Raw genomic sequence first — 19962 nt, 5'->3', positions numbered from 1 at the left:
CGGTCTAGACCGATGCAATCTAGAGGGGGTCTCGTCATGATGATGAACTGGATCGAAAAGGCTGCGATCAACAGCCCCGCCCGCCGGGCGCTGCAACGCTTCTATGAGGTCCCAGCCTTGCTGAAGCTGGCCGGCGGGCCACTGTCGCCCGGTGCAAGGGCGGTGGAGATCGGCTGCGGTTCCGGATACGGCACGCGGCTGATCCTCGACCGTTTCGGTGCTGCCGACGTCGACGCCCTCGACCTGGACCCGGACATGGTCGCCAAGGCCCGACGTCGCCTAGCGGACCGGTCGGGCCGGGTGCGCCTTGAGGTGGGGGACGCCACCGACCTGAAGTCGGCCTTCGGGGCCGAGGACAACACCTACGACGCCGCGTTCGACTTCGCGATCGTCCACCACATCCCCGACTGGCGCTCCGCCGTTGCCGAGATCGCTCGCGTCTTGAAGCCAGGCGGCGTGTTCGTCTTCGACGAGGTCACCGCACACGCCCTGGCCCGCCCCACCTACCGCGTACTGTTCGACCACCCCGAGCACGACCGATTCACCGCAGACGAGTTCCTGGCCGAATTGCCCCGTCACGGCCTGGCGGTCACAGACGCGTTCACTCGCATCAGCGACGACTACCTGCTCGGCGCAGCTCACAAGCAAGACCCGGACCATCCTGACCCAGGATGGCGAGAAGCAGTGCGTATCCCGCGTGAGCACGAGGCCGTCTAACGCGTTCCTCAGAGTTATCTGGGGTTCGCCGGTAGAGGTAACTATCGGCAACGTCGCGCTCAGGCACCACACCACGGATACCTGCAGGTGTCCGAGGGATTTCGGGGCGTTCTGGGCGTGAATGTCGGTCAGGTTCGACAGCGCTTGCGGCCGCATCGCGCAGCCATCCTGCGCAATACCATGACCATCCATGACGACCGCCCACCCGGCTGAGACCAGCAGCAACAGCCGACCGCCCAAGATGCAGGGATCGCGGCCCCTGGCTTTCACCGCTGGCGCGATGATCGGCGTCTTGGGCGGGATGATCGGCCTGGGCGGTGCCGAGTTCCGGCTGCCCCTGCTCATCGGCGTCTTTGGATTCATCGCCTTGCAGGCCATCATCCTGAACAAGGCAATGAGCCTCCTCGTGGTCCTTACCGCGCTGCCCGCTCGGCTCCTCGCGGTCCCGCCCAGCGCCATCACCGGCCACTGGGACGTTGTGCTCAACCTGCTCGCAGGCAGCCTCATCGGCGCCTGGGCAGGCGCCACCTGGGCGACCAAACTACGGTCGGCCACCCTCTACAAGATCTTGGCCGCTCTGCTGGTCCTTATCGCTGCGGCGCTGGCATGGAACCACTTCGGCAACCTCCAAGCACTTGACCTCGACCCAGTCACCCGAACCGTTCTCGGGGTGGTAGCCGGCGCGGGAATCGGCGTGGTCGCCGCCCTGATGGGCGTCGCCGGCGGCGAACTGCTCATCCCCACGATCGTGTTGCTCTTCGCCCTCGACATCAAGACCGCAGGCAGCCTGTCTCTGGCGGTCTCACTTCCCACCATGCTCGTCGCCTTCGCCCGCTACAGCCGCGACCAGAGCTTCCGCGTCCTGCACACCAACAAGAGCTTCGTCATCGCCATGAGCGCCGGTTCCATCACCGGCACCATCCTGGGCGGCCTACTACTCAATGTCGTCCCCGAGGCCGTCCTCATCCCGGTCCTCGTCCTGCTACTCCTCGCCTCATCGATCAAGGTCTGGCGCCATCAGACGCCGGACCCGGCGTGAGAGGTGTATCTATCGGCAACTGCCGTCTGCTCGACGGTCGACGACCTCGGGCTTGCAACTTGTACCTAGGTCCGGGTTTACCGTGATCAGCATGGAGAGCTTGCTGAACACAGATGCCTGCACGATGCCCACTGCTGAGCGGCCATTGCGGCTGGCAGAGTTCGACGCGCTGTTCGCCTCCGCCGTCCGCAGCGTCGAGCGGCGCGGCAACGACGTGCGGATGCGCCTGACGGGCGGTGACGGCCTCGTCGAGCGGGTCCGCGACCTGACGGCACGGGAGACGTCGTGCTGCTCGTTCTTCGCCTTCACCGTCGACGGCAACGATCAGGACCTCACCTTGGACATCTCGGTCCCGCCGGCCCGCCAGGAGATCCTCGACGCACTGGCCGAGCGAGCGCAGGAGCTGTCGGCGTGAGCCTGCGGATCAACGATGTCGCCCAGGCGGCCGGGGTCAACCGAGAAACCCTGCGCTACTACGAGCGACGCGGGCTGATCGAGCAGCCCGACCGTAGCCCCGGTGGCCACCGGCTCTACGACGAGCGGGCCGTGCACACGCTGCGGATCATCAAGGCCGCCCAACGGCTCGGGTTCACCCTCGACGAGGTGGCCGACCTGATCGAGGTGGGTCGGCGCCGCGGCCGCGACTCCGGGCTCCAGGCGCGTGCTCAAGAGAAGCTCCTCGAGGTCGAAGCCCGCATGGCCGACCTCGTCGCCATCCGCGACAACCTCCGCGCCGCGCTCGACGCCGGCTGCGACGACCTGCACCAGTGCGCGAGCAGCGACTGCTGCCCGCTGCCCTTCGTCGAGATCACCACCAGGAAGGCCGACGCGTGAGCACGAAGATCAAGGACCGGCACCTACTCGGGGCAGGGGTCGCCGCCTGCGCGGTCTGCTGCGCACCACCACTACTCGCCCTGCTCGGCCTCGCCGGGGCCGGCCTGGCCGCCACCATCGCCACGGCCGCGTTCGCCGGCCTCGCCTTCGGAGCGGTCGTGCTGGCCGCCTCGCTACTCGCCGTATGGGGCCGCCGCCGACAGCTGGCACGCACAGCCACGTGTGCCGACGACAGACCGGTCGACGAGCCGGTCGACCTGGCCATCACCGCTCGTCCGACGGATGCACCTCACGACGTAGGCACCGGTCGCTGACAGGATCACCGCGTGGACACGCTCAAGTCGATCTCCCTGTTCGTCGTCGCCGCCATCGCTGAGATCGGCGGCGCCTGGCTGGTCTGGCAGGGGGTCCGTGAGCACAAAGGCTTGGTCTGGATCGGCGCCGGCGTCATCGCACTCGGCATCTACGGCTTCGTCGCCACCCTCCAGCCCGACGCGCACTTCGGACGCATCCTTGCCGCCTACGGCGGGGTATTCGTCGCTGGCTCCCTCGCCTGGGGAATGGCTCTCGACGGCTTCAAACCCGACCGCTACGACGTCGCCGGCGCCCTCATCTGCCTGGTCGGGGTCGCCGTGATCATGTACTCCCCGCGCGCCAGTTGATCCTGCGCTGGATGCGGATCTCCGAGTACGCCGGTAGAGGTAACTATCGGCAACCTCGCATGTCTAAACCTAGGTACTTCCAAGCGACCCTTCCGAGATTAGTCGTACGAATCGGCAGTCCACCGCGGCGGCCGCTCCTCACCGAGCCGGTTCAACTCCTCCACCAGGTCAACCCACTCCGGGTTCAACACCCGCAGCTCATCGAGGTCGATCCCACAATCCCAACGGACCAGCCCAAGCGTGTGCCGCATCCAGATCGGGTCCATGCCGAGTGCCACCATCATGCACATCGCGATCCGCCGGAGCCGCACCTCGTGCGGCATCTTCTCCGCCCGCTCGAGAAGCGAAATCTGCTTCCGCGTGCACCGCTCAACGGGGGAGACCATGTCGGCCCACTGCGCCTGCGTCATCCGGCCGGGACCGAAGCGGCCGTAGTGCTTACCTCGAACGAACCGAAGCCAGTCGCCCCACGTCATCGTCGGGATTCGGCCCTGGGGTGTCGGCAGCACCTGCCCGGTTCGTTCTCGCTCGGCGGCAAGCTCCTTGAGGTAGGCCTCCGTTTCCTCGTGCATCGAGATGTAGTCGGCCTCCGCGGCGATGCTCGACTCAGCCGCAGCCACGTACTCCGACAACGACAGGCACGGCACGCCGAAGTGGGCGTACGCGTCGCGCAGATCGTCATGGATGGCGCCGTCGCCGAACTCGCGGACCAGTTCGGCGAAGACCCCCGCGAACCCTGGCCCGTGCGCACTCAACGCCCGATGCTCTGGGATCCTGTCGGGCTGTCGCGGCCGCACATATTCAAACCGTGGCTGCACGGCGTGGGCGAGCTCGTGCAACGCGATCATGTCGCACAGGTGCTCCGGGAGGATGCTGATCTTCGACGGGGTCGCGCGGCCGTACCTTTGCGGCTCGTACTCCTGGTAGGAGACGTGCTGCTCGATCCCCTCGCCATTGGTGAAGTGGTGGCCGGCGACTTCCACCTTGAGCGTGGGGTTGTACGGGATGTTGGTTCTCCACCAGTCCGACGACATGACGTCGTCGTAGAACGCCTGCAGGTCGTCCAGATCGTTGATCGTCTTCCCCAGGGGAACCGAGTGCTCGGCGGCATAGAGCCGCCAAGTTTCGACGCTATCGGGCATCGCCTGATCCTATTCGCCTGCGCGCGCAGACGGGCGTGCCTTGGGTGTTCGGATTCGGCCGTTTCCGGACGGCATAGAACCGCGAGCCCCGGTCCGTACCGGGGCTCGCGGCACCGACGGCGCATTTCGTGGTGTCACTCTCCCGCCTCACAGCAGGGAGAAGGAGAAGGCACCCAGAGCGGCTCCGCCAGTAGACGGTCGGTAACCGCTCATTCGTCCACGCATGCGCACCACTTGGTTTGCCGCTGGTGACACGTTCCTTACCGACACCCCGAGTTCCGGGGGAACGTAGGATCGCACCCATGACGAGTGCGGAGGATCGGGAGCTCGGTCTGGCTGTGACAGTCGACGAGGAAGGCTGTGTCGACCTGAGCCCGCTGGATCCGATGCATCGGCGCTATCTGGCCCATCGTGAGCCAGACGGGGTGATCGTGATGAGGCCGGCCGCCGTCATCACGATGGCTGAGTACGACCTGTCCCGTGACCTCGTCGCCGCGTTCAACGCTGCGACCGAGTCCGACGTCGTCGTGACGCCCCAATAGGGGGCAGCTAGCGGCGGCAGGCGCGCCACGAAGGGTGGTCAGCTGGCGCTGGCGACGAACGACCCCAGCGGAAGGGTTTCGTTCTTCTTCGGGTCGAACTTGTTGCCGATGCGACCGCAGTCGCACCAGCTGTGCGTACCGCATTGGTGCCGACCCTCTAGGGCCGACCGTGCCGCGACCTCGATAGGAGCGAGCAGCCAATCCCAGTCGCACGGGTCAGGCCAGTGACCAAGTTCGTATGAGCGATCCAGGCGGCGGCCATCAGAGCGGGGGTCGGCCAACTGCACCCGATCAGTAACCAGCTTCATGGCTGGTCCACGGTCGTTGAGAACACCAACCTGCTCGAAGACCGTCTCCACGCGCTCGCGGTTCCACGCCGAGGCGACGAACCCCGGCATCGTCCTCATCTGCCTGGCGATCGCTTCATTGAGGCGTGGATCGCATTGGTGACGCTCGCCGTTCGGCGTCTCCGGAACCACTTCGAACACCCAGATCAGGGGTCGCGGCTCACTCGTGCTGGGCTGGCTCCTGGGCTGAATCGTGGTCACGACACGATGTCCGATGCCCAGGCGCTCATGGCCATGATGACCATAGGTCACTCGTCCCTTTCGTCCGGAGTCGACTCGTACATCCCTTTGGGTGGTGTCGTGTGGGGCAGCGGCTCGCCGCGCTCGTTGTTGTCCTTGCTGTCGCCGAAGGGCCCGAACTTGGAGAGCAAGATCGGCATGTGGTGATCGGCGTGATCGCGCCACCACACGCTCATCCCGAGCGCCGGGTCGCGACGCAGGTGCTCGAAGGCTCGCCAGAGCGCTTCGAGCCGCTGGACGGCCTCGGGGTGGAGCCACCACTTCGCGTCCCACCAGAACGAGTCCTCGCCGTTTGGGTTGCGGCCGCCGACGCCACCGATCCAACGACGGTAGGTCGGGACGAGGAACTCCTCGACGAAGTCTGGCAGCGTCGGGTAGATCAGAGCCGGCTCGTCATCATCACGTGAGTCGCTGGCGCCGGCGTCGGCCTGGTCGACGACGTTCTGCACCTGGGCGTACGCCTCCTCGACGGCCCGCTCTGCGGCCGTGGCGCGCTCCTGGAGACGCTCGACGCGCAGTTCGGCGCGACTGCGGTCACGGGTCGCCTTCGCGACGGCCTCCTCGGCGGCCAGGACCTGGGAGCGAGCGCCGGTCTGGTCTGCCTGGACTTCGAGAAGCCTCGCCCGTGCGACGGCCTCGACACCTCGAGCATCTGCCACCAGGTCCTCCGCGGCGCGCAGTGCATCGGCCTGGTCGACCGCGGCCTCCTCGGCCGCGACCGCGGCCGCCTGCGCGTCGAGCAGTTCCGGGGTGAGCTCGATCGTCGACACCGACGGATCAGTCTCCGTGCCGTCGTCGGGCTCAGTCCCGGGCACGTCCCACTCCCCCAGCTCGTCGAACCCGTCGACCTGCTCGAGGTCGTCGACGTCGGTGCCGCTGGCGTCGTCGTTCATCGGCGGAGCTCCTCGATGGGCTGGATGGTGCTGGCGTTGTGGATCACCTGCAGCTGCTCGGAGATCCCCGACAGAGTCTGCGAGGCGGCCGGGTCGTGCGCGGCGATCGACGCGCGGACCTCGGCCGCGCGATCGCCCGCCATCCAGGGCAGCGTCTCCACGAGCGTGGCCCGGTTACCGGACGAGAGCACGACCGACCGGCCCTTGGGCAGGCTCGCGAGATCGGCCGCGTCCATGATGTGCTCGGTCTGCAGGTGGGTGCTGACCTGAGCACCCGCCCCGAACAGTGACCCAGTCTGAGACCGGGTCGAGACCGAGTTGGCGGTCTTGTCGTAGGTGCCGATCAGCCCGGAGAGCTTGCGGAGGAAGTCCTCATCGCGGACACCGCCGCCGTAGATCGCGACGTTGGCCGCGGTCCACAGAGAGTCCATGCCCTCCCGTCCCCACACGCCCACACCCTGGGCGTAAGACTGAAGGATCGTCATCAGCACGATGCCGCGTGAGCCGTAGTGCGAGTAGAGCGAGGGCAGGTCGCGCCACCGGCACACGTTGGCGGCCTCGTCGAGGACCCCGACGAGCGGGACCGGGAGCCGGCCCGCCTGGCGTACGCCATCACCGGGGGTGATGGTGGCCTGCTCCTCCGCGGCGTCGGCGACCGCGTTGGTCAGTGCCGTCACTAGGGCGCCGGCGTTGCCGCGTCCTTCCCGCGAGAGGGAGTAGAGGGTCCCGCCGTCGCGGACGAACGCATGCGGGTCGAAGTGACGACGTCGCCGGCCGCCACCCTCGACGACCCACGGCTGCATCGTGCGGGTGGTCAGGCACGAGGCCATCTGCTTGGTGGTCCCGAAGACACCACCGCGCTGCTTGTCCGGTGAGGCGAGCACCGCGGCGACGTTGTCGCCCTGGAGCTCGTAGTCGTGCCCCTTCAAGATCCTGACCGCGTCGCCGGCCTCGTTGGGGCCGGTCGCCCACTTGTAGACGTCGGTGACAGGACGGCCATCGAGCGCCGCGGCGAGGAGGAAGTTGGCGAGCAGGTCCTTGCCCTCGGGCTCGAAGAACGCATCGGTCTTCGCGTCCCCGGGGCGGGAGTTGGTGGCGAAGTGGTCGGCCATGGTGGCCGCCTTGACTTCGTCGGTGACGTACGAGAGCGGGTTCCACCACCAGGTCGGCTCGTCGCCGACGACCTGCTGCGGGTCGAAGACCCACACCTCCGAGCCGGCCTTGGTGCGTACGTCGCGGGTGGCGTCGACCAGGTCCCGCTTGTTCGACGTCACCAGCGCCGCGCCGGGAGCGTCCAGGATGGCCGGGATCGCATACGAGGTCGACTTACCGGTCCGGGGGCCGGCGATCAGTAGCAGCATGTCCTCCCAGGAGGAGAACAGCCGCTGATGCGGTGAGGCGACCGTGACGCCGAGCGTGAGGCCCGGGGTGGTGACCGAGTCGGCCACCAGTGTCTTGGCGTGCTCGGCGACCTTCTTCTCGGTGATCCCGGCAACTTCCTTGCCGCGGCCCATCACCTTCGCCGACCAGTCCGCGCGCGAGGCGCGCCGGCGGCGACGCAGTACGAGCCCACCGGCCAGGCCAGCGATCGTCACGACCAGCGTGCCGAGGCCGGTCGCGACCACCGTCGAGGCGGTGGTCCACCTGATCGTGCCGGCCCGTACGCCTTCAAGTGTCGCGGAGATCCCCGTCGGCAACGAGTCCTGTCCGCTGAGCCGCGCACCGAGCTGGATGGAGGCATAGAAGCCCAACAGCACGACCAGCACCAGGACCATGAAGACGCCGGCGGCGACGCCGCCGGTCAGCCCGGCGCCGGGCTGCGCCTGCCGGTTGCTCCCCCGGGAGCTCATGACCGCACCTCCGGCGCAGAGGCAGCTGGGCGGGTGGGCGTACGCCGGGACCGCTCGTCGGTGACGTGCTTGTTCCGTTCCAGGTCGGTCAGGCTGACCTGGATCGGGATCCCGACTTGGCCGGGGATCTTCAACAGCATCTTGCCCGCACCTGGCGGCGGCAGGGGCCGGCCGTCTGGATCGAGCTGCGCCTTCCACCCTGGCGGGGAGTTGAAGGAGTTGACCAGGTCCATCTCCCGGTTGTTGAGCCGGACCACGTTCTGGGAGAGCGCCATCAGGTCATCGCGCGAGAGCGCCATCAGGCCCAGCACGCCGGAGCGCTCCGCGAACCCACGTGCGGCCTCGCGGTCCTTGGCGTTGGTCAAGGACAAGAAGTCCTTCGGGGAGTGGGTGATCTTCAACTCCGAGACCCCCAGGGACCGGTTCGTACGACCGACCCGGTCGGCACGGTCGACGATGCCCTCCACGGCGCGCATCGGGAACCAGAACTCGTCCTGGACCGTCAGGTAGCCGCCCCACCGGATCGAGGGGTCGTACTGGGACAGCTCCCAGTGCGCGTCGATCGTGGAGAACCCGATCGACCAGGTAGCCAGCATCGCGGCCGAGAGCAGCCGCGTGTTGGACTCGGGAATGCTGGAGGTGTCGAAGCAGAACCCGCCAGGGTTGCCAACCGAGAGCCGCACCGACTCCTTCGCCCCCAGCAGGTAACCGAGGTCGCCGTGGGCCACCGCGATCACCGCATCGCGCAGGCTGCGGAAGTCGCGCTGGAACTCGGCCGCGTCCAAGCGACCGGTCGCGGCGACAACCTCGGGAGGAGGCGTGTCGAACCCGGCCAGCAGGTCCTTGATCCACGGGTCCTCGACCCGGGCGATCACAGAGCGGACCATCTGCCCCAGCGCCGTGTCCTCGATGTCCTCCAGGGGCCGGCCGCGGTTGACCTGGACGATCAGCGCGACCAGGTCGACGGCCTGCCGGACGGCGGCCTCGCGCATGTCATCACCCAGCGTGCCGCCGATCCTGTCGGCGGCCTCGCCGAGGGCGCCGAGGTCGAGCGGGTTGATCCGGTGCTTGGAGCGCGGCCCGATCGAGACCACATGACCCCCGAGCGCCGCGACGGCCTCGGAGTGCTCGTTCTTGATCGGGTCGAAGACCGCCGGGGCGATCCCGCGCGCGGCCATCCCGTACATGAACCGCTGCGCCACCGAGCTCTTGCCGTTGCCGTTGAGACCGAACAGCATCATCGAGCTCGAGGAGATCAGGCCCTGGTCGTACCAGGTTTTCATGTCGCCGGCGACCGCCGTGCCGACCTCCATGTCCCGGCCCAGCGGCGTGCCCATCCCCGGCCGGAAGGTTCCGGCCGAGAACGGGTAGATCCCGCACAGTTGCGCCGAGGAGCCGTACCAGCCCGGAGGCTGCGGGATGCTCCCCCAGCGGCCACCACCGAGACCGGTCATGCCGCGCGGCGTGACCTGGTGCGTACGCGCGAGCGCCTTCCGGCCCGCCCGCTGGGCGAGCTTCTGGGAGGCCTTCGAGGTCGGGCTCATCAGTCCATCGCCCCCTCGAGCCAGACTGGCTTGGCCGAGTAGCGCCACGGCAGCACCCCGAACGGCAGCGTGATGTGGAACGCTGCCGAGCCGGCGTGCTCGACGAAGCGGTGCTCCATCATCAACGGCGTCATCAGCATCTTCAGCTGGTGCAGCGCCTCGCGCTGCGCCTTCTCCTCATCGGCGAAGGTGACCGTGACCATCATCGAGAACATCGACAGCCGGGCACCGGCGGCGAGCTCCTCCTCGGTCTTCTCTGCGACAGCACGCGCGGCACGGTCATAGGCCGTGGGGCGCGAGCGCCGTGTGTCCATGCGCCACTGCGCGTTCTTGACCTGCTGGTCCACCGTCCGCGCACCCCGGCCGGGGTCGACCGGCCGGTAGAAGATCGCCACCCGCTTGCGCAGGAACTTCGGGTTCGGCCCGAACAGCGCATCGAAGGAACGAGCGTGGATGAACGACTGCGGCGGCACCGTCATCATCACCGTCGCCGACGCGACACCGTCGTGGCGCACGATCCGGCCCGCGGAGTCATCGAAGAACTCCGGGCCCGCGTGCTCCCAGGAGCGCGGCACGGTCAGGCCCTCGAGCGCGTCGAGAGCCATCTCCTGGTCCCGCGAGGGCTGATAGGCCAGCTCGGCGATCTGCGAGAGCTCATGCTCGACCAGCGGCGTCACCGCGTTCCCACCCGCCGAGGCGAGCGACGTCGAGGTCGACGGCATCCGTGCCGCCACCTCCGCGACCGCAGCGTCGAGGTCGTTCTTCGACCCGGCGAGGGTCTCGACGTCGTAGACCATCGTGGCGTACACGTTCACCGTCGAGGTACGCCCCGGCAGCGTGTCCGCGGCAGCCCCCAGGACCTGCGAGGCGAACTCGGGTGCGCTCTCCACATAGGTGTCCTTGATCGCCTGGACCATGCCGGCCGAGGACTCCGAGGCCGAGTCGACGACGATCGTCGCCCCGGTGAGGCCGTCCTCGACGCTGAGCGAGGAGACCCACTGGCCGAAGTTCGCGACCTGGCCGTTGACCACAGCCTGGTCCTGCATCGCCGCACCATTCGGGGCACACCCGAACACCGCGGCCAGCTGACCGACGGCCTTGTGGTGCAACAGGCTGTACCGGCGCCCCAGCCCGTCCGAGCCAGAGACGGTCTCGACATCGAGGAGGACCCCGGGGAGCCGCTCGGCCACCTCCGGAGGCAGGGTCGAGAGCGCCCCGGTGACGTACAACGTCTCGCCGCGGGCCCGACGTCGGGCTAGGGAAACCCAGTCGGTCAGCTTGCCGGCCAGGGTGCGGCCGCCGAAGCGGACGAACCCGATCAGCACCACGGCCGCGGTCAGCCCGAGGACGACGAGCATCCCCTGCCACTTGCCCGAGACCATGAACAGCATCGCAAACACGACACCGCCGCCGGCGACGATGAGGGCCGCCAGCGACAGGCCGAACAGGCCCGCCGAGGACGGTCGCATCCAGTTGCCGTACCGGTCAGCTCGCACCTGTGCGGACTCGCTCACTGCCCGTCACCTCCGATCATGTCGTCACCCTTGGTCTGTTGTGATCCCTCAGCCACCGAACTCCGCAGCTGCCGGGCACCGGCATCGAGGCCCCTGGCCATCGACCCCTCAGCGGTCTGCTTCTGCTGCGACGAGGCACCATCGATCCCGGCCTGGCCGGGCTGCCCCTGGCTGCCCGGAGCCGGAGCCGGCGGCTGTGGGCCACCACCGGTCGGCGACTGCGTACCGCCTGCCGTGAACCGGCTTGCACCACCAGAAGTTCCACCGCCGGCACCCGCTGCCGCTGGAGTCGCGGCAGCCGAGGTGCCGCCGGTGACGATTGCCGCGCCCGCAGCAACCCCGGTGGCGACGATCGCGCCGGTCGCGGCAAGGGACATGCCGCCGCCTGCAGCTGAGCCCATCGCGTTCGCGGCCGGTGTCATCAGCCGCAGGAGCACCGGGAGCGCGAGGACAGCCATGATCAACAACAGCAGGCCGTTGATCACCGTCGAGATGTCATCGTCCGACTTCAGTCGCCACGCGAAGGCGTACACGATCGCGGCCGCGGGCTTGTACAGAAGGAACGCGATGATCCATCGGGTCACCGATGCAAACGACTGCTCACCGCCTCGGATCATCGCCGCGGCCGCCGTCGTCGGCCAGATCGCCACCAGTAGGGGCAGGACCACGACCCGGGCGAGCATGATGACCCATTGGAAGAACACGGACAGGGCCCCGAAGATGCCGGCGAGGATCGCCAGACCAGGCTGGGTTTGCACGATGCCCGCGGCGGCAGCTGACTGCCACCCGTTGACCGTCACGCCTGCGTTCGACAGGATCCACTGCCCGAACTTGTCGCCCACCGGGACCATCAGCGCGACGAACGCGGTTCCCAGCGTCGAGACCAAGAAGACCCGGAACAGCGCTTCCAGGGCTGTACGCATCCGGTCGCCGCGGTGATTCATCATCGTCCAGACGCAGGCGATCATGATCCCGATCACCGCGAACGGCACCGTCAAGGTACGTAGCGCGTTCGACAACCAGTGGACCTGGTCGCCCTCGAGGTCGACCAGAAGCCCCTGATCCAGCCAGACGGTCAGGAACTTCTTCATCAGCGCGTCCCAGGCGCCCATCATCGCCTCGCCAAGGCTCCGAGCACCCGAGTCGACAGCACTGGTCACAGCGTCATCGACGGCGCCCTGGGCAGCCTCGCCCGCCCCGTCCAAGGCGCACATGGCAGGCACGAAGACGCAGGAGGGATCAGCGTTGCGCACCGTGCTCGGCGCGGCCGTGGCTTGCGAGGTTGCAGCGTCGACGGTCAGACCCAAGACCGTGGCGGTGATCAGTAGGACCACGAGGCGTGCGAGCGTCTTCATAGCAGCCCTCCGGTCCACTCGTTGCTCCGAAGCACGTTCCAGCCAGCCGACGCGTACGCAGCGGTTCCAGGCTCGACGTAGGACTCCGGTGCCCCAGCGGTCTGAGCGCTACCGTCGATCCACCAGCGTCCGCCAGACCAGACGACGGTCCCGATGCTCACGGCGCCGGTCGTCGTTGTTTTTGATCTGTCCGCGGCGGTGAAGGTCCGTGTGAACTCGGCGCTGACGACGTAGTCTTCGCCGTCCTGCGTCCACTTGACGCCGTCGATGACGTAGGAGACGGAGACGCCTGGGGGCGCAGCGCCGTTCAGCCCAAGTCCCAGTCCCTTCCGAAGGGTGGAGACCATCGTGTCGCCCGCCTCCGCCTCGCTGAGCGGCAGGCGAGTCATATAGGCGCGGACGATCTCCGGGCCGCGCTCGTAGTCGAGAACGCTGCCGGAGGAGACGAAGAAGGCGAGTGCTGTTGCGGCCGCCCCTTCGGCGGTCTGAGCGTAGTGAGTGGGGTATCCGCCCGTGTTCTGCGCCGGAGCTGGGAGTGTGACGAACGCGCCTTCTCCCGGGGTCGCCGGAGTCGAGGGGTCCCCTGATGCTGACGGGCTCGCGCTTGGGGAGGGTTTGGTGTCGGGGCCCGTGTCGTCATTGCCGCCAACGACGATGACGATGGCGGCGATGACGATCGCCACGATGAAGATCGCAGCGATCCAGAAGGCCACGCGGGAGTCCCAGGCCTGCTTGAGTCGGTCGTTCACGGGCTGCTCCTAGTCCGAGGGGAACGTCGAGGTCTTAGAGGAAGACTGGCGCGATCACGGCGGCGGTGCCTAGGCCGATGGCGCCGGCGAGCCACCAGCCGGCCTTGGCCATGAAGTCCTGGCCCTGGCCGTGGCGGTTGGCGAAGAACAGGCCGATGAACAGGATCATCAGGCCGATCACCGCGACGGAGCCGCCGATGCCCTGGATCCAGGCCTGGATCGTGTCGAGGCCCTGCTGGACCTCGGTGGGCAGCGGCTTCGGCTGGGCGGTGATGCTCGTGGGGATCTGCGTCGCGGCTGCGACGTTGAGGATGGTGCTCACTGTGCTTCTCCTTCAGGTGATGGAATGTCGGCGCGCAGCCGCGCCAGGTCCCGTTCGGGGACGTGTTGGGGCTGGACTGCCTCCGGCAGTCGCAGCAGGAGGTCCGGAACCCAGGGCGCGTCGACGACGGTGATCGCGCCGGCGAGGACCTTGCGCTCGTTCCGGATCAGCTTGTGTGGGCGACCGGGCCCTGTGGGGACCAGCAGCACGTACGAGATCTGGCCCTGGTTCTCGGCGAGGATCCGCTTTGCGGCCTCGATGCCGACGACGCTGGCACGTGCGACGAGGACCACCGACCAGGTGCGGCGCGTGACGAGCCGCGCTAGCTGGTCGGCAGGCACTTCGATCCCGCCGAGGATCGCCGCCCAGGTCGTCGACCCCGCTCCTCCGTGCGCACCCCAGAACAGGGTGCGTTGTGGAGCGACGCGCGTCGCGTCGTTGGGCTCGATCGCCGCAGCCTCGTCGTCGCGGCGCCGCAGCGGCGTGGGCTGCAGGCCGGGGCCGGGAACGGCCACCGCGGTGGCCTGCCGCGGAGCCGGCTCCTGCGGGCGGGTAGTGCTGTTCTTCTTCCGCCACGGGATCTCCGGGGTACGTCGCGGCGCAGGCTGCGGCCGGGACTCGGGCTCCCAACCGCCGCTGCGCCGGGTTGAAGCGGCGCCCGGGGGCGGAAGGGTTCCCCACCCCATCCGGGCCGGCGTCTCATCTACGGTCGTCACGCTTTGCTCCCTCCCTCGGGAAAGTTGATGCGCAGCAGCCGCCACGGGCTGCTCTCCTCCACCCGGACCAGGAACAGCCCGAACTCCCCACCGGTGGTGGGAACCCGGACCATCGCCGAGAGTCCCGGAAGATCCGGCGGCTCCTCGTCGACGCTCAGGTCGCCGTTGACCTTGACGTCGGGGATCTCCGCCGGGTCGGTAGCTCGGTAGGCCGCGACGGCGGCCTCGTCGAGGTACGGCTGCAGCTCGGTCCACCAGGCCTCATAGGACTGGTCCCGCTTCGACCAGGCCGCGAAGACCTCCGACCCGAACACCACCGGGTCGGTCGAGGCCTCGCCCGCTGAGCTGGGCGCGCTGGTCGGGCTGGGTCGCTGCGAAGGTTCCGGGTCGTCGCTGACCAGCTCGGGGATGATCACGACCCCGATCAGGACCACGGCGAGCAGCAACCCGCCGGCTAGAAGGATGGTCTTCGTGTTCATGATCCGAATCCGATCTGTGCTGCCAGCCACCGATGGTCAGAGACCATCCGGCCACTCCAGCTGGCTTTGAACCTTGTGGAGGCAGTGCGGGTGAACAGGAAGTCGACACCGGTGTGGACCTGGCCGTAGCCGGCGGCCGCCATCTTCGACGGCGCCGCCCACCGACCCGACTGGCTCGCCGAGACGTTGAAGTCGCCACCGACGAGGACGGGCCCGTAGGACTCCAGGGCCCGGACCATCTGCACCAGGACGTCCATGCCCGCGCCGTACGCCGCTTGCCGCTGGGCCCGGTTCGGTCCGTACTTGGACGGGTCGGTCATGTGGTGCACGGAGATCACGCTGACCCGCAGCCCGTCGCTCTTGCGGCGCAGCGTGACGTAGGAGGCGAACCGGTCCCAGACCACAACCCTGCCCTGGTAGCTGTTGCGGTCGTCCTCGACCAGCTTCACCCGGCCCGCGGCGACCGCCGACCAGCTCGAGGCCTTCCACAGCACCGCCGTATCGAGCGTTTGGCCAGCACCCGCGTCCTTCCCCACGGAGGGGTCGCGGTAGCCGGCGTACCCCGGTGCTCCGGAGAGCACCTCGCTCATGGTGCGCTGCTGCATCTCGTTGAGGGTGACGAAGTCGGGCGACTTCGACAGCACTCCCTTCATCGAGGAGCGGTAGCCGGACATGCCGGACCGGTTCGGGATGTTGGCGTGCGCGAGCACCACCGACCCGCCACCAGCCGAGCCGTCGGGCGTCGACTGCGTCGGGGGCTTGGTCGCAACCTTCGCGCCCCACGGGGCAGCCCAGCCGAGGTAGTTCAGATGCCACGGTCCGTCGGTGAGGTCGCTGGCCGGCCCGATCCCGATCCGGCCGCTGCCCCAGGTGTCGTTGCTGGCGACCTTGCCGCCGCCCAGGTAGATGGCAACGTGCCCGGCGGCCCCGCCCCCGTTGTAGTACAGCCACGCTCCTGGCGGCGGTGCTCCGCCGTCGACCGAGTCGGCCGGGTGCGCGACACCGGTCGCGACGAAGTGGGCCCACGCGCTCGAGGCGGTGGTGTAGCCCGAGTTCACTCGGCCCGACATGTTCGCAACGAAGTGCTGGCACATGCGATACCAAGTGCTGACCGAGTTGAAGTACGGGTCGCGCGGTCCAGCCGCGACGAACCGCTTGGCACGCTCAAGGAGCTGCTGCGGGTTGAACGGGCCGACATAGCCCGCCGCCGCGTTCGTCGAGAACTCGCCGTCGCCACCGCAGCCGCCCTCGGGCATCGGGCCCGCGGTCTCGCCGTCCGGGCCGACGACACCGGGCAGGCTCGTCGGGGTACCGCCGGCGCTGGTCAGCTTCGCGGTGAGGTCCTTGGCCTGGGACCAGAACCGCTCGTAGTGGTACGGGTCCGCGTTGCGCTGGACCGTGTGTGCGGCCAGGGAAGGCTCCATCGACTCCCAACCCGACACCTTCAACAGCGCCTTGTAGAAGGAGGTCGCCGAGCGGGCCGGGTCCATCCGGTCTTCGTAGGATCCCCACGCTCCGTTGTCGCGCTGCTGGAACAGCCCCCGGCTGTCCGGCCCGACCGCGTCGCCGCGATCGAGCACCCGCAGTGTCGACTCACCGATCGCGGTCATCACCGCGATCTGCTGGCCACGGGCAGGCACGCCCAGCGCCTGGCCGGCCTGGATGATCGCCGCGGCGTTCTTCGCCTGTTCCAGGCTCCACTCCCCCACGGCCTTCACGCCGTCGGTGGAGACCTGCAGCGAGCCCTCCGGGCCGCAGCCGGCTGTCTCCGGCTCGTCAGTGGCGACGAACGCGACCACAACGACCAGTGACACGGCCAGGACAAGCGCCACTGCGGTGCCCGCGAAGGTGACGCCCTTGGACTGGTTCACTGCTCCCCCCGAGAATCGCGCTGCTCTCCCCCGATGGCAGCGATCGATCCCACGACAGTAGGCGGGGTTGCCGAGACGCGAACCCGAATAAATCCAGGTCCGGTCCGGTGCCCGATCACCGTTCGCATGGTCACTCCCACTCCCCCGTTGAAGTCACGCTGTCTTTGGTCCTACCCAGATCCAGGTGCCCTAAACACTTGGAACGTCACGGTTTGATCTCGCTTGCCCTTGCTCGGCTCGGTTCATCGAGAACGCGACACGTTCGCCGATCGGGCGTCGCCTACGGTAGCATAGTGGCACATTAAACGCGCCACTAGCGGAAGGAAGGGCCCCGATGGCGATCCCGTGTCCCGCGATTAACGCGGATCTGGGCAGAATGCCCATGTGCCCAAGTTCGTCCGGCCGAACCCGCCGCCACCCATGAGCGTTTCCATCGCGACGCGCGTCTTCGGGTCCGAGCCGATCGCGGCGCTAATCCGCTACTACGCCTCCAACTCCTCGCGGACCATGAACGAGGCCGCTAACAGCCTCGAGGTTCCGCGCCAGATGGTGAACCGCCACACCAAGCTCCTGCTCGACGCCGGCGTCCTCGTCATCGACCAGGAAGGTTCGGGGCCGCAGCCTGCGACCTATCGCGTCGACCCCGAGCGCGTCGACATGCTGCTCAACGAGCTGCGCACGTACCTCCAGCGCCGCGACGCGGCGTCGAGCTAGGGCCGAATGCCCCGAGTGGCGGATTTAATAGGCGGCCGACACGCCGACCCAAATTGGCCGCTCGTTTTGATTTTCACGGAAGGATGACGCCCATGTCGATGACTTCCGCCGCAGCCACGGGGCGGGTCTACCTGCGCTTCGCGCCGGAAGACCACGCACTGCTCGAGCAAGAAGCCGCTGACGCGGGTGTGCCGCTGTCGGCACTGATCTGGGCACGCGCCCTAGGACGGCCGCTCTCCGAGCGGCCCCGGGTCGGTCGGCCGCCGAAGCACCGGCCGACTCAGGAAGAGGAGCTCTTCCCGATGACCGGATGACCTGATCGGGGCAAGGCCCCGAAAACGACCGAAGGCCTCTGCGCCAACAGAGGACCTTCGAAGAGATCGGACTGAGCTACCAACTCAGGAATTCCGACTTATGACATCCCACTCCGCTGCCATGGAGGTGAGGTGGCTTTGTGCTACCCACGATAACAGTTGAATCTGCCCAACGCATCCAGACTGTCTCAAACGACGCTGGGCGTGTCTCGCGACCCCTTACTCGAGCAGAGCAGGTGTGGGCGACCCTGGCGCCCCGCCTCGCAGCGCGAGGTCGTGTCCGCGTCGCTCGCGACGGCCGCAACTACCGGCGCAAGCACGAACGCACGGTCACCGGCACCCTGCCAGCTCAGCCCGCCGCGGTGCTCGTCTACGACGACAACGGCTGCGCGCCGGTGTTCGTGGTCGACCTCGACGCCAAAGGCCCCGAGCCCACCGTAGAGCGGGACTATGTCGCGCTCATCGCGCTCCTGAAGGCCGCTGGACTCACCTCCTGGTTCTCCGACCACTCCCCTAGTGGCGGCCGACACTTGTACGTGCCCGTCGCCGGCGGTATCCCGTTCGCCGAGGCGCGCGACGCCTCCCGGATGCTCGAGCACCGGCTGGCCAGCGTCGACAAGCTGCCGATGTCCGGGATCTCCGAAGGCTGCATCCGCCCGCCTGGCGCCGTCCACCGCACCGGTGGTCACCAGGTCCTCGACTGCACGCTCCAGCACGCCGTCGCCGTCCTGGAGAGCCCCAACAGCCCCCAGGCATGGCACCGGTTCACCGCCGAGCTGCAGCGGCACCACGGGCCGCTGCCCACCCCGGCCGCATCGCCGGTTGAGCTGGTCGACGACGACACTCAGCTCGAGCCGCTGCCCGGCTACACCGCAGCACCCTCGGACAACTTCCAAGCCATCGCCCGCACCGGCGACTACGACCCCACCCGGTACGCCAGCCCCTCCGAGGCGCGTCAGGCCGTCCTATGGGCGTCAGCAGCCGCGGGCTGGCGGCTCGTCGACGTCGCCCGCCGCATCGAGGACGGCACCTGGCCGGGGCTGGCCTCCTTTTACGCCCGCTACGCGGCCGGGCATCGACACAAGGCGCTGAGCCGGGACTGGCAACGCGCCCTGTCCTTCGAAAAACGACGCCGCGAATCACACCGGGATAACTCCGTTCGCCTACGCACCACAAGCCCGCATAAGGCACAGCGGGGGCAGCAACCAGGGTCTGCGATAGTGCAACGTCCCGCCGCGATCTCACAATGGGTACGGGAATGGCTAGCCGCCGTCGACTTCCTCCACGGGCCCGAGACACACCTCGGCGTACGCGCCGTCCTCTACGCCCTGGCCGAAGCCGCTGCACTCACCCAGAGCCGCGTCGTCGAGCACGGCAACCGCTCTCTCGCGATCGCCACCGGCCTCGACCACAGCACCGTGGGCCGCATCCTGCGCCTCTTGGAAGACCAGCCCACCGACCGGCTCCTGCTCCAGATGGTCCGCCGCGCCAAGGGCGTCCACGCCCACGCCTACGAACTCCGCATCCCGCCCCTGCTCGCTCCCAAGTGCGCCGAGAAACCCTGGCGCGCCGGTCGGATCCACGCCATCCGACCCGTCTTCCGCGAGCTCGGCCTGCCGGCCGCGTTCGTCTACGCGGCCCTCGAGCAGGTCCGCCACCGCGGCGAGGCATCCATCGGCGGCCGCGAGCTCGCCCGGCTCGCCCGCGTCGGGGTCACCAGCACCTACGACGCTCTCCAGACCCTGGCCACCCACGGCCTGGCCGAACGCGTTCCCCCAGATCAGGGCGGTGGATGGCGGCTTGGCGACGCCTCGCTCGCGCAGCTCGCCGAAGCCTGGGGCATCACCGACGCCGTCCGCGCTCAGCTGGCCCGCTACCGCCTCGAACGAGCCCTTTGGCGGCACTGGCTCGCCACCCGCGGCCGCATCGACCCCCAATTACTCGCCGCCGGCGAGCAGACTGCCCAAGACCCAGACCCTCCCCTACGCCTAGCGCGAGGATCCGACCAACGGGTCGATCCTCCGGCGCCGCCGTGGTTCGACGACACCACCAGCCTCCTGGAGCTCCTCGAGCGCGAGCTCGGTGCTGTCGCCGTCTGAGACACTCGCTACCTGACGT

The 19962-nt window shown here is 68.3% G+C and carries 22 protein-coding genes; 10 read left to right on the top strand and 12 right to left on the bottom strand.

All coding sequences use genetic code 11. The features are described from left to right. Nucleotides 1-42: 42 nt before the first annotated feature. From ACIA03_RS29185 to ACIA03_RS29160, 6 genes are all read left to right on the top strand, one after another. A complete protein-coding gene (locus tag ACIA03_RS29185; RefSeq protein WP_396989008.1) occupies nt 43-717 on the top strand; it encodes a class I SAM-dependent methyltransferase in 675 nt (224 codons plus the stop codon). A 190-nt stretch (nt 718-907) separates the two neighbouring features. After that, nucleotides 908-1756 carry a sulfite exporter TauE/SafE family protein gene (locus ACIA03_RS29180; protein WP_396989007.1) on the top strand — a complete coding sequence of 283 codons (849 nt, stop codon included), beginning with the start codon at nt 908-910 and terminating at the stop codon, nt 1754-1756. Nucleotides 1757-1847: 91 nt separating this feature from the next. Next, complete coding sequence (locus ACIA03_RS29175) at nt 1848-2171, top strand: hypothetical protein (protein WP_396989006.1); 324 nt, start codon at nt 1848-1850, stop codon at nt 2169-2171. Continuing rightward, nucleotides 2168-2590: a MerR family transcriptional regulator gene (locus tag ACIA03_RS29170; RefSeq protein ID WP_396989005.1), complete on the top strand. Its 423-nt coding sequence runs from the start codon at nt 2168-2170 to the stop codon at nt 2588-2590. Before ACIA03_RS29175 ends, ACIA03_RS29170 begins: the two co-directional genes overlap by 4 nt. After that, on the top strand, nt 2587-2904 hold the full coding sequence (locus tag ACIA03_RS29165; RefSeq protein WP_396989004.1) for a hypothetical protein: 318 nt from the start codon (nt 2587-2589) through the stop codon (nt 2902-2904). The genes ACIA03_RS29170 and ACIA03_RS29165 overlap by 4 nt, the downstream gene beginning before the upstream one ends. A gap of 12 nt (nt 2905-2916) precedes the next feature. Next, the gene (locus ACIA03_RS29160; protein WP_396989003.1) at nt 2917-3252 is read left to right on the top strand and encodes a YnfA family protein; all 336 of its coding nucleotides are present in this window, start codon (nt 2917-2919) and stop codon (nt 3250-3252) included. Nucleotides 3253-3350: 98 nt separating this feature from the next. Here the strand turns inward: ACIA03_RS29160 and ACIA03_RS29155 are convergent, their stop codons facing one another. Further along, nucleotides 3351-4394, bottom strand: a complete 1044-nt coding sequence (locus tag ACIA03_RS29155; RefSeq protein ID WP_396989002.1) for a hypothetical protein — start codon at nt 4392-4394, stop codon at nt 3351-3353. Between the two features lie 302 nt (nt 4395-4696). Between ACIA03_RS29155 and ACIA03_RS29150 the strand changes: the two genes are divergently transcribed. Beyond that, nucleotides 4697-4936: a hypothetical protein gene (locus ACIA03_RS29150; protein WP_396989001.1), complete on the top strand. Its 240-nt coding sequence runs from the start codon at nt 4697-4699 to the stop codon at nt 4934-4936. A 38-nt stretch (nt 4937-4974) separates the two neighbouring features. On the opposite strand, the gene ACIA03_RS29145 is transcribed toward ACIA03_RS29150, so the two are convergent. From ACIA03_RS29145 to ACIA03_RS29095, 11 genes are all read right to left on the bottom strand, one after another. Then, the gene (locus ACIA03_RS29145; protein ID WP_396989000.1) at nt 4975-5484 is read right to left on the bottom strand and encodes a hypothetical protein; all 510 of its coding nucleotides are present in this window, start codon (nt 5482-5484) and stop codon (nt 4975-4977) included. A gap of 47 nt (nt 5485-5531) precedes the next feature. Then, nucleotides 5532-6416 (bottom strand): DUF4913 domain-containing protein, encoded by an 885-nt coding sequence (locus ACIA03_RS29140; protein WP_396988999.1) that lies wholly within the window; start codon nt 6414-6416, stop codon nt 5532-5534. Then, complete coding sequence (locus ACIA03_RS29135; protein ID WP_396988998.1) at nt 6413-8266, bottom strand: type IV secretory system conjugative DNA transfer family protein; 1854 nt, start codon at nt 8264-8266, stop codon at nt 6413-6415. The genes ACIA03_RS29140 and ACIA03_RS29135 overlap by 4 nt, the downstream gene beginning before the upstream one ends. Next, entirely contained in the window at nt 8263-9810 is a 1548-nt protein-coding gene (locus tag ACIA03_RS29130) for a hypothetical protein (RefSeq protein ID WP_396988997.1), read from the bottom strand. The genes ACIA03_RS29135 and ACIA03_RS29130 overlap by 4 nt, the downstream gene beginning before the upstream one ends. After that, nucleotides 9810-11324, bottom strand: a complete 1515-nt coding sequence (locus ACIA03_RS29125) for an SCO6880 family protein (RefSeq protein ID WP_396988996.1) — start codon at nt 11322-11324, stop codon at nt 9810-9812. The genes ACIA03_RS29130 and ACIA03_RS29125 overlap by 1 nt, the downstream gene beginning before the upstream one ends. After that, complete coding sequence (locus ACIA03_RS29120; protein ID WP_396988995.1) at nt 11321-12679, bottom strand: hypothetical protein; 1359 nt, start codon at nt 12677-12679, stop codon at nt 11321-11323. The genes ACIA03_RS29125 and ACIA03_RS29120 overlap by 4 nt, the downstream gene beginning before the upstream one ends. Then, nucleotides 12676-13392 (bottom strand): hypothetical protein, encoded by a 717-nt coding sequence (locus ACIA03_RS29115; protein ID WP_396988994.1) that lies wholly within the window; start codon nt 13390-13392, stop codon nt 12676-12678. Before ACIA03_RS29115 ends, ACIA03_RS29120 begins: the two co-directional genes overlap by 4 nt. A 70-nt stretch (nt 13393-13462) precedes the next feature. Beyond that, entirely contained in the window at nt 13463-13750 is a 288-nt protein-coding gene (locus ACIA03_RS29110) for a TrbC/VirB2 family protein (RefSeq protein ID WP_183551725.1), read from the bottom strand. Then, nucleotides 13747-14466 (bottom strand): hypothetical protein, encoded by a 720-nt coding sequence (locus ACIA03_RS29105; protein WP_396988993.1) that lies wholly within the window; start codon nt 14464-14466, stop codon nt 13747-13749. The genes ACIA03_RS29110 and ACIA03_RS29105 overlap by 4 nt, the downstream gene beginning before the upstream one ends. Next, nucleotides 14463-14945, bottom strand: coding sequence for a hypothetical protein (locus tag ACIA03_RS29100; protein WP_396988992.1), 483 nt, complete (start codon nt 14943-14945; stop codon nt 14463-14465). Before ACIA03_RS29100 ends, ACIA03_RS29105 begins: the two co-directional genes overlap by 4 nt. Continuing rightward, nucleotides 14942-16816 carry a hypothetical protein gene (locus ACIA03_RS29095; protein ID WP_396988991.1) on the bottom strand — a complete coding sequence of 625 codons (1875 nt, stop codon included), beginning with the start codon at nt 16814-16816 and terminating at the stop codon, nt 14942-14944. The genes ACIA03_RS29100 and ACIA03_RS29095 overlap by 4 nt, the downstream gene beginning before the upstream one ends. A gap of 384 nt (nt 16817-17200) precedes the next feature. Between ACIA03_RS29095 and ACIA03_RS29090 the strand changes: the two genes are divergently transcribed. From ACIA03_RS29090 to ACIA03_RS29080, 3 genes are all read left to right on the top strand, one after another. Continuing rightward, nucleotides 17201-17530 carry a hypothetical protein gene (locus ACIA03_RS29090; protein ID WP_396988990.1) on the top strand — a complete coding sequence of 110 codons (330 nt, stop codon included), beginning with the start codon at nt 17201-17203 and terminating at the stop codon, nt 17528-17530. Between the two features lie 92 nt (nt 17531-17622). Next, nucleotides 17623-17844 (top strand): hypothetical protein, encoded by a 222-nt coding sequence (locus ACIA03_RS29085; RefSeq protein ID WP_396988989.1) that lies wholly within the window; start codon nt 17623-17625, stop codon nt 17842-17844. 236 nt (nt 17845-18080) lie between these two features. Then, nucleotides 18081-19943, top strand: coding sequence for a hypothetical protein (locus tag ACIA03_RS29080; protein ID WP_396988988.1), 1863 nt, complete (start codon nt 18081-18083; stop codon nt 19941-19943). Nucleotides 19944-19962 lie beyond the last annotated feature (19 nt).

It is taken from the genome of Nocardioides sp. NPDC051685, from assembly GCF_044453405.1.
Classification (GTDB): Bacteria; Actinomycetota; Actinomycetes; order Propionibacteriales; family Nocardioidaceae; genus Nocardioides.
This window is presented reverse-complemented; position numbering and strand designations above follow the sequence as displayed.

Coding starts and splice junctions, on each gene's coding strand:
- ACIA03_RS29140 (WP_396988999.1), bottom strand. CDS start 6,416: ATGAACGACGACGCCAGCGGCACCGACGTCGACGACCTCGAGCAGGTC.
- ACIA03_RS29100 (WP_396988992.1), bottom strand. CDS start 14,945: ATGAACACGAAGACCATCCTTCTAGCCGGCGGGTTGCTGCTCGCCGTG.
- ACIA03_RS29130 (WP_396988997.1), bottom strand. CDS start 9,810: ATGAGCCCGACCTCGAAGGCCTCCCAGAAGCTCGCCCAGCGGGCGGGC.
- ACIA03_RS29185 (WP_396989008.1), top strand. CDS start 43: ATGAACTGGATCGAAAAGGCTGCGATCAACAGCCCCGCCCGCCGGGCG.
- ACIA03_RS29135 (WP_396988998.1), bottom strand. CDS start 8,266: ATGAGCTCCCGGGGGAGCAACCGGCAGGCGCAGCCCGGCGCCGGGCTG.
- ACIA03_RS29150 (WP_396989001.1), top strand. CDS start 4,697: ATGACGAGTGCGGAGGATCGGGAGCTCGGTCTGGCTGTGACAGTCGAC.
- ACIA03_RS29120 (WP_396988995.1), bottom strand. CDS start 12,679: ATGAAGACGCTCGCACGCCTCGTGGTCCTACTGATCACCGCCACGGTC.
- ACIA03_RS29085 (WP_396988989.1), top strand. CDS start 17,623: ATGTCGATGACTTCCGCCGCAGCCACGGGGCGGGTCTACCTGCGCTTC.
- ACIA03_RS29155 (WP_396989002.1), bottom strand. CDS start 4,394: ATGCCCGATAGCGTCGAAACTTGGCGGCTCTATGCCGCCGAGCACTCG.
- ACIA03_RS29175 (WP_396989006.1), top strand. CDS start 1,848: ATGGAGAGCTTGCTGAACACAGATGCCTGCACGATGCCCACTGCTGAG.
- ACIA03_RS29180 (WP_396989007.1), top strand. CDS start 908: ATGACGACCGCCCACCCGGCTGAGACCAGCAGCAACAGCCGACCGCCC.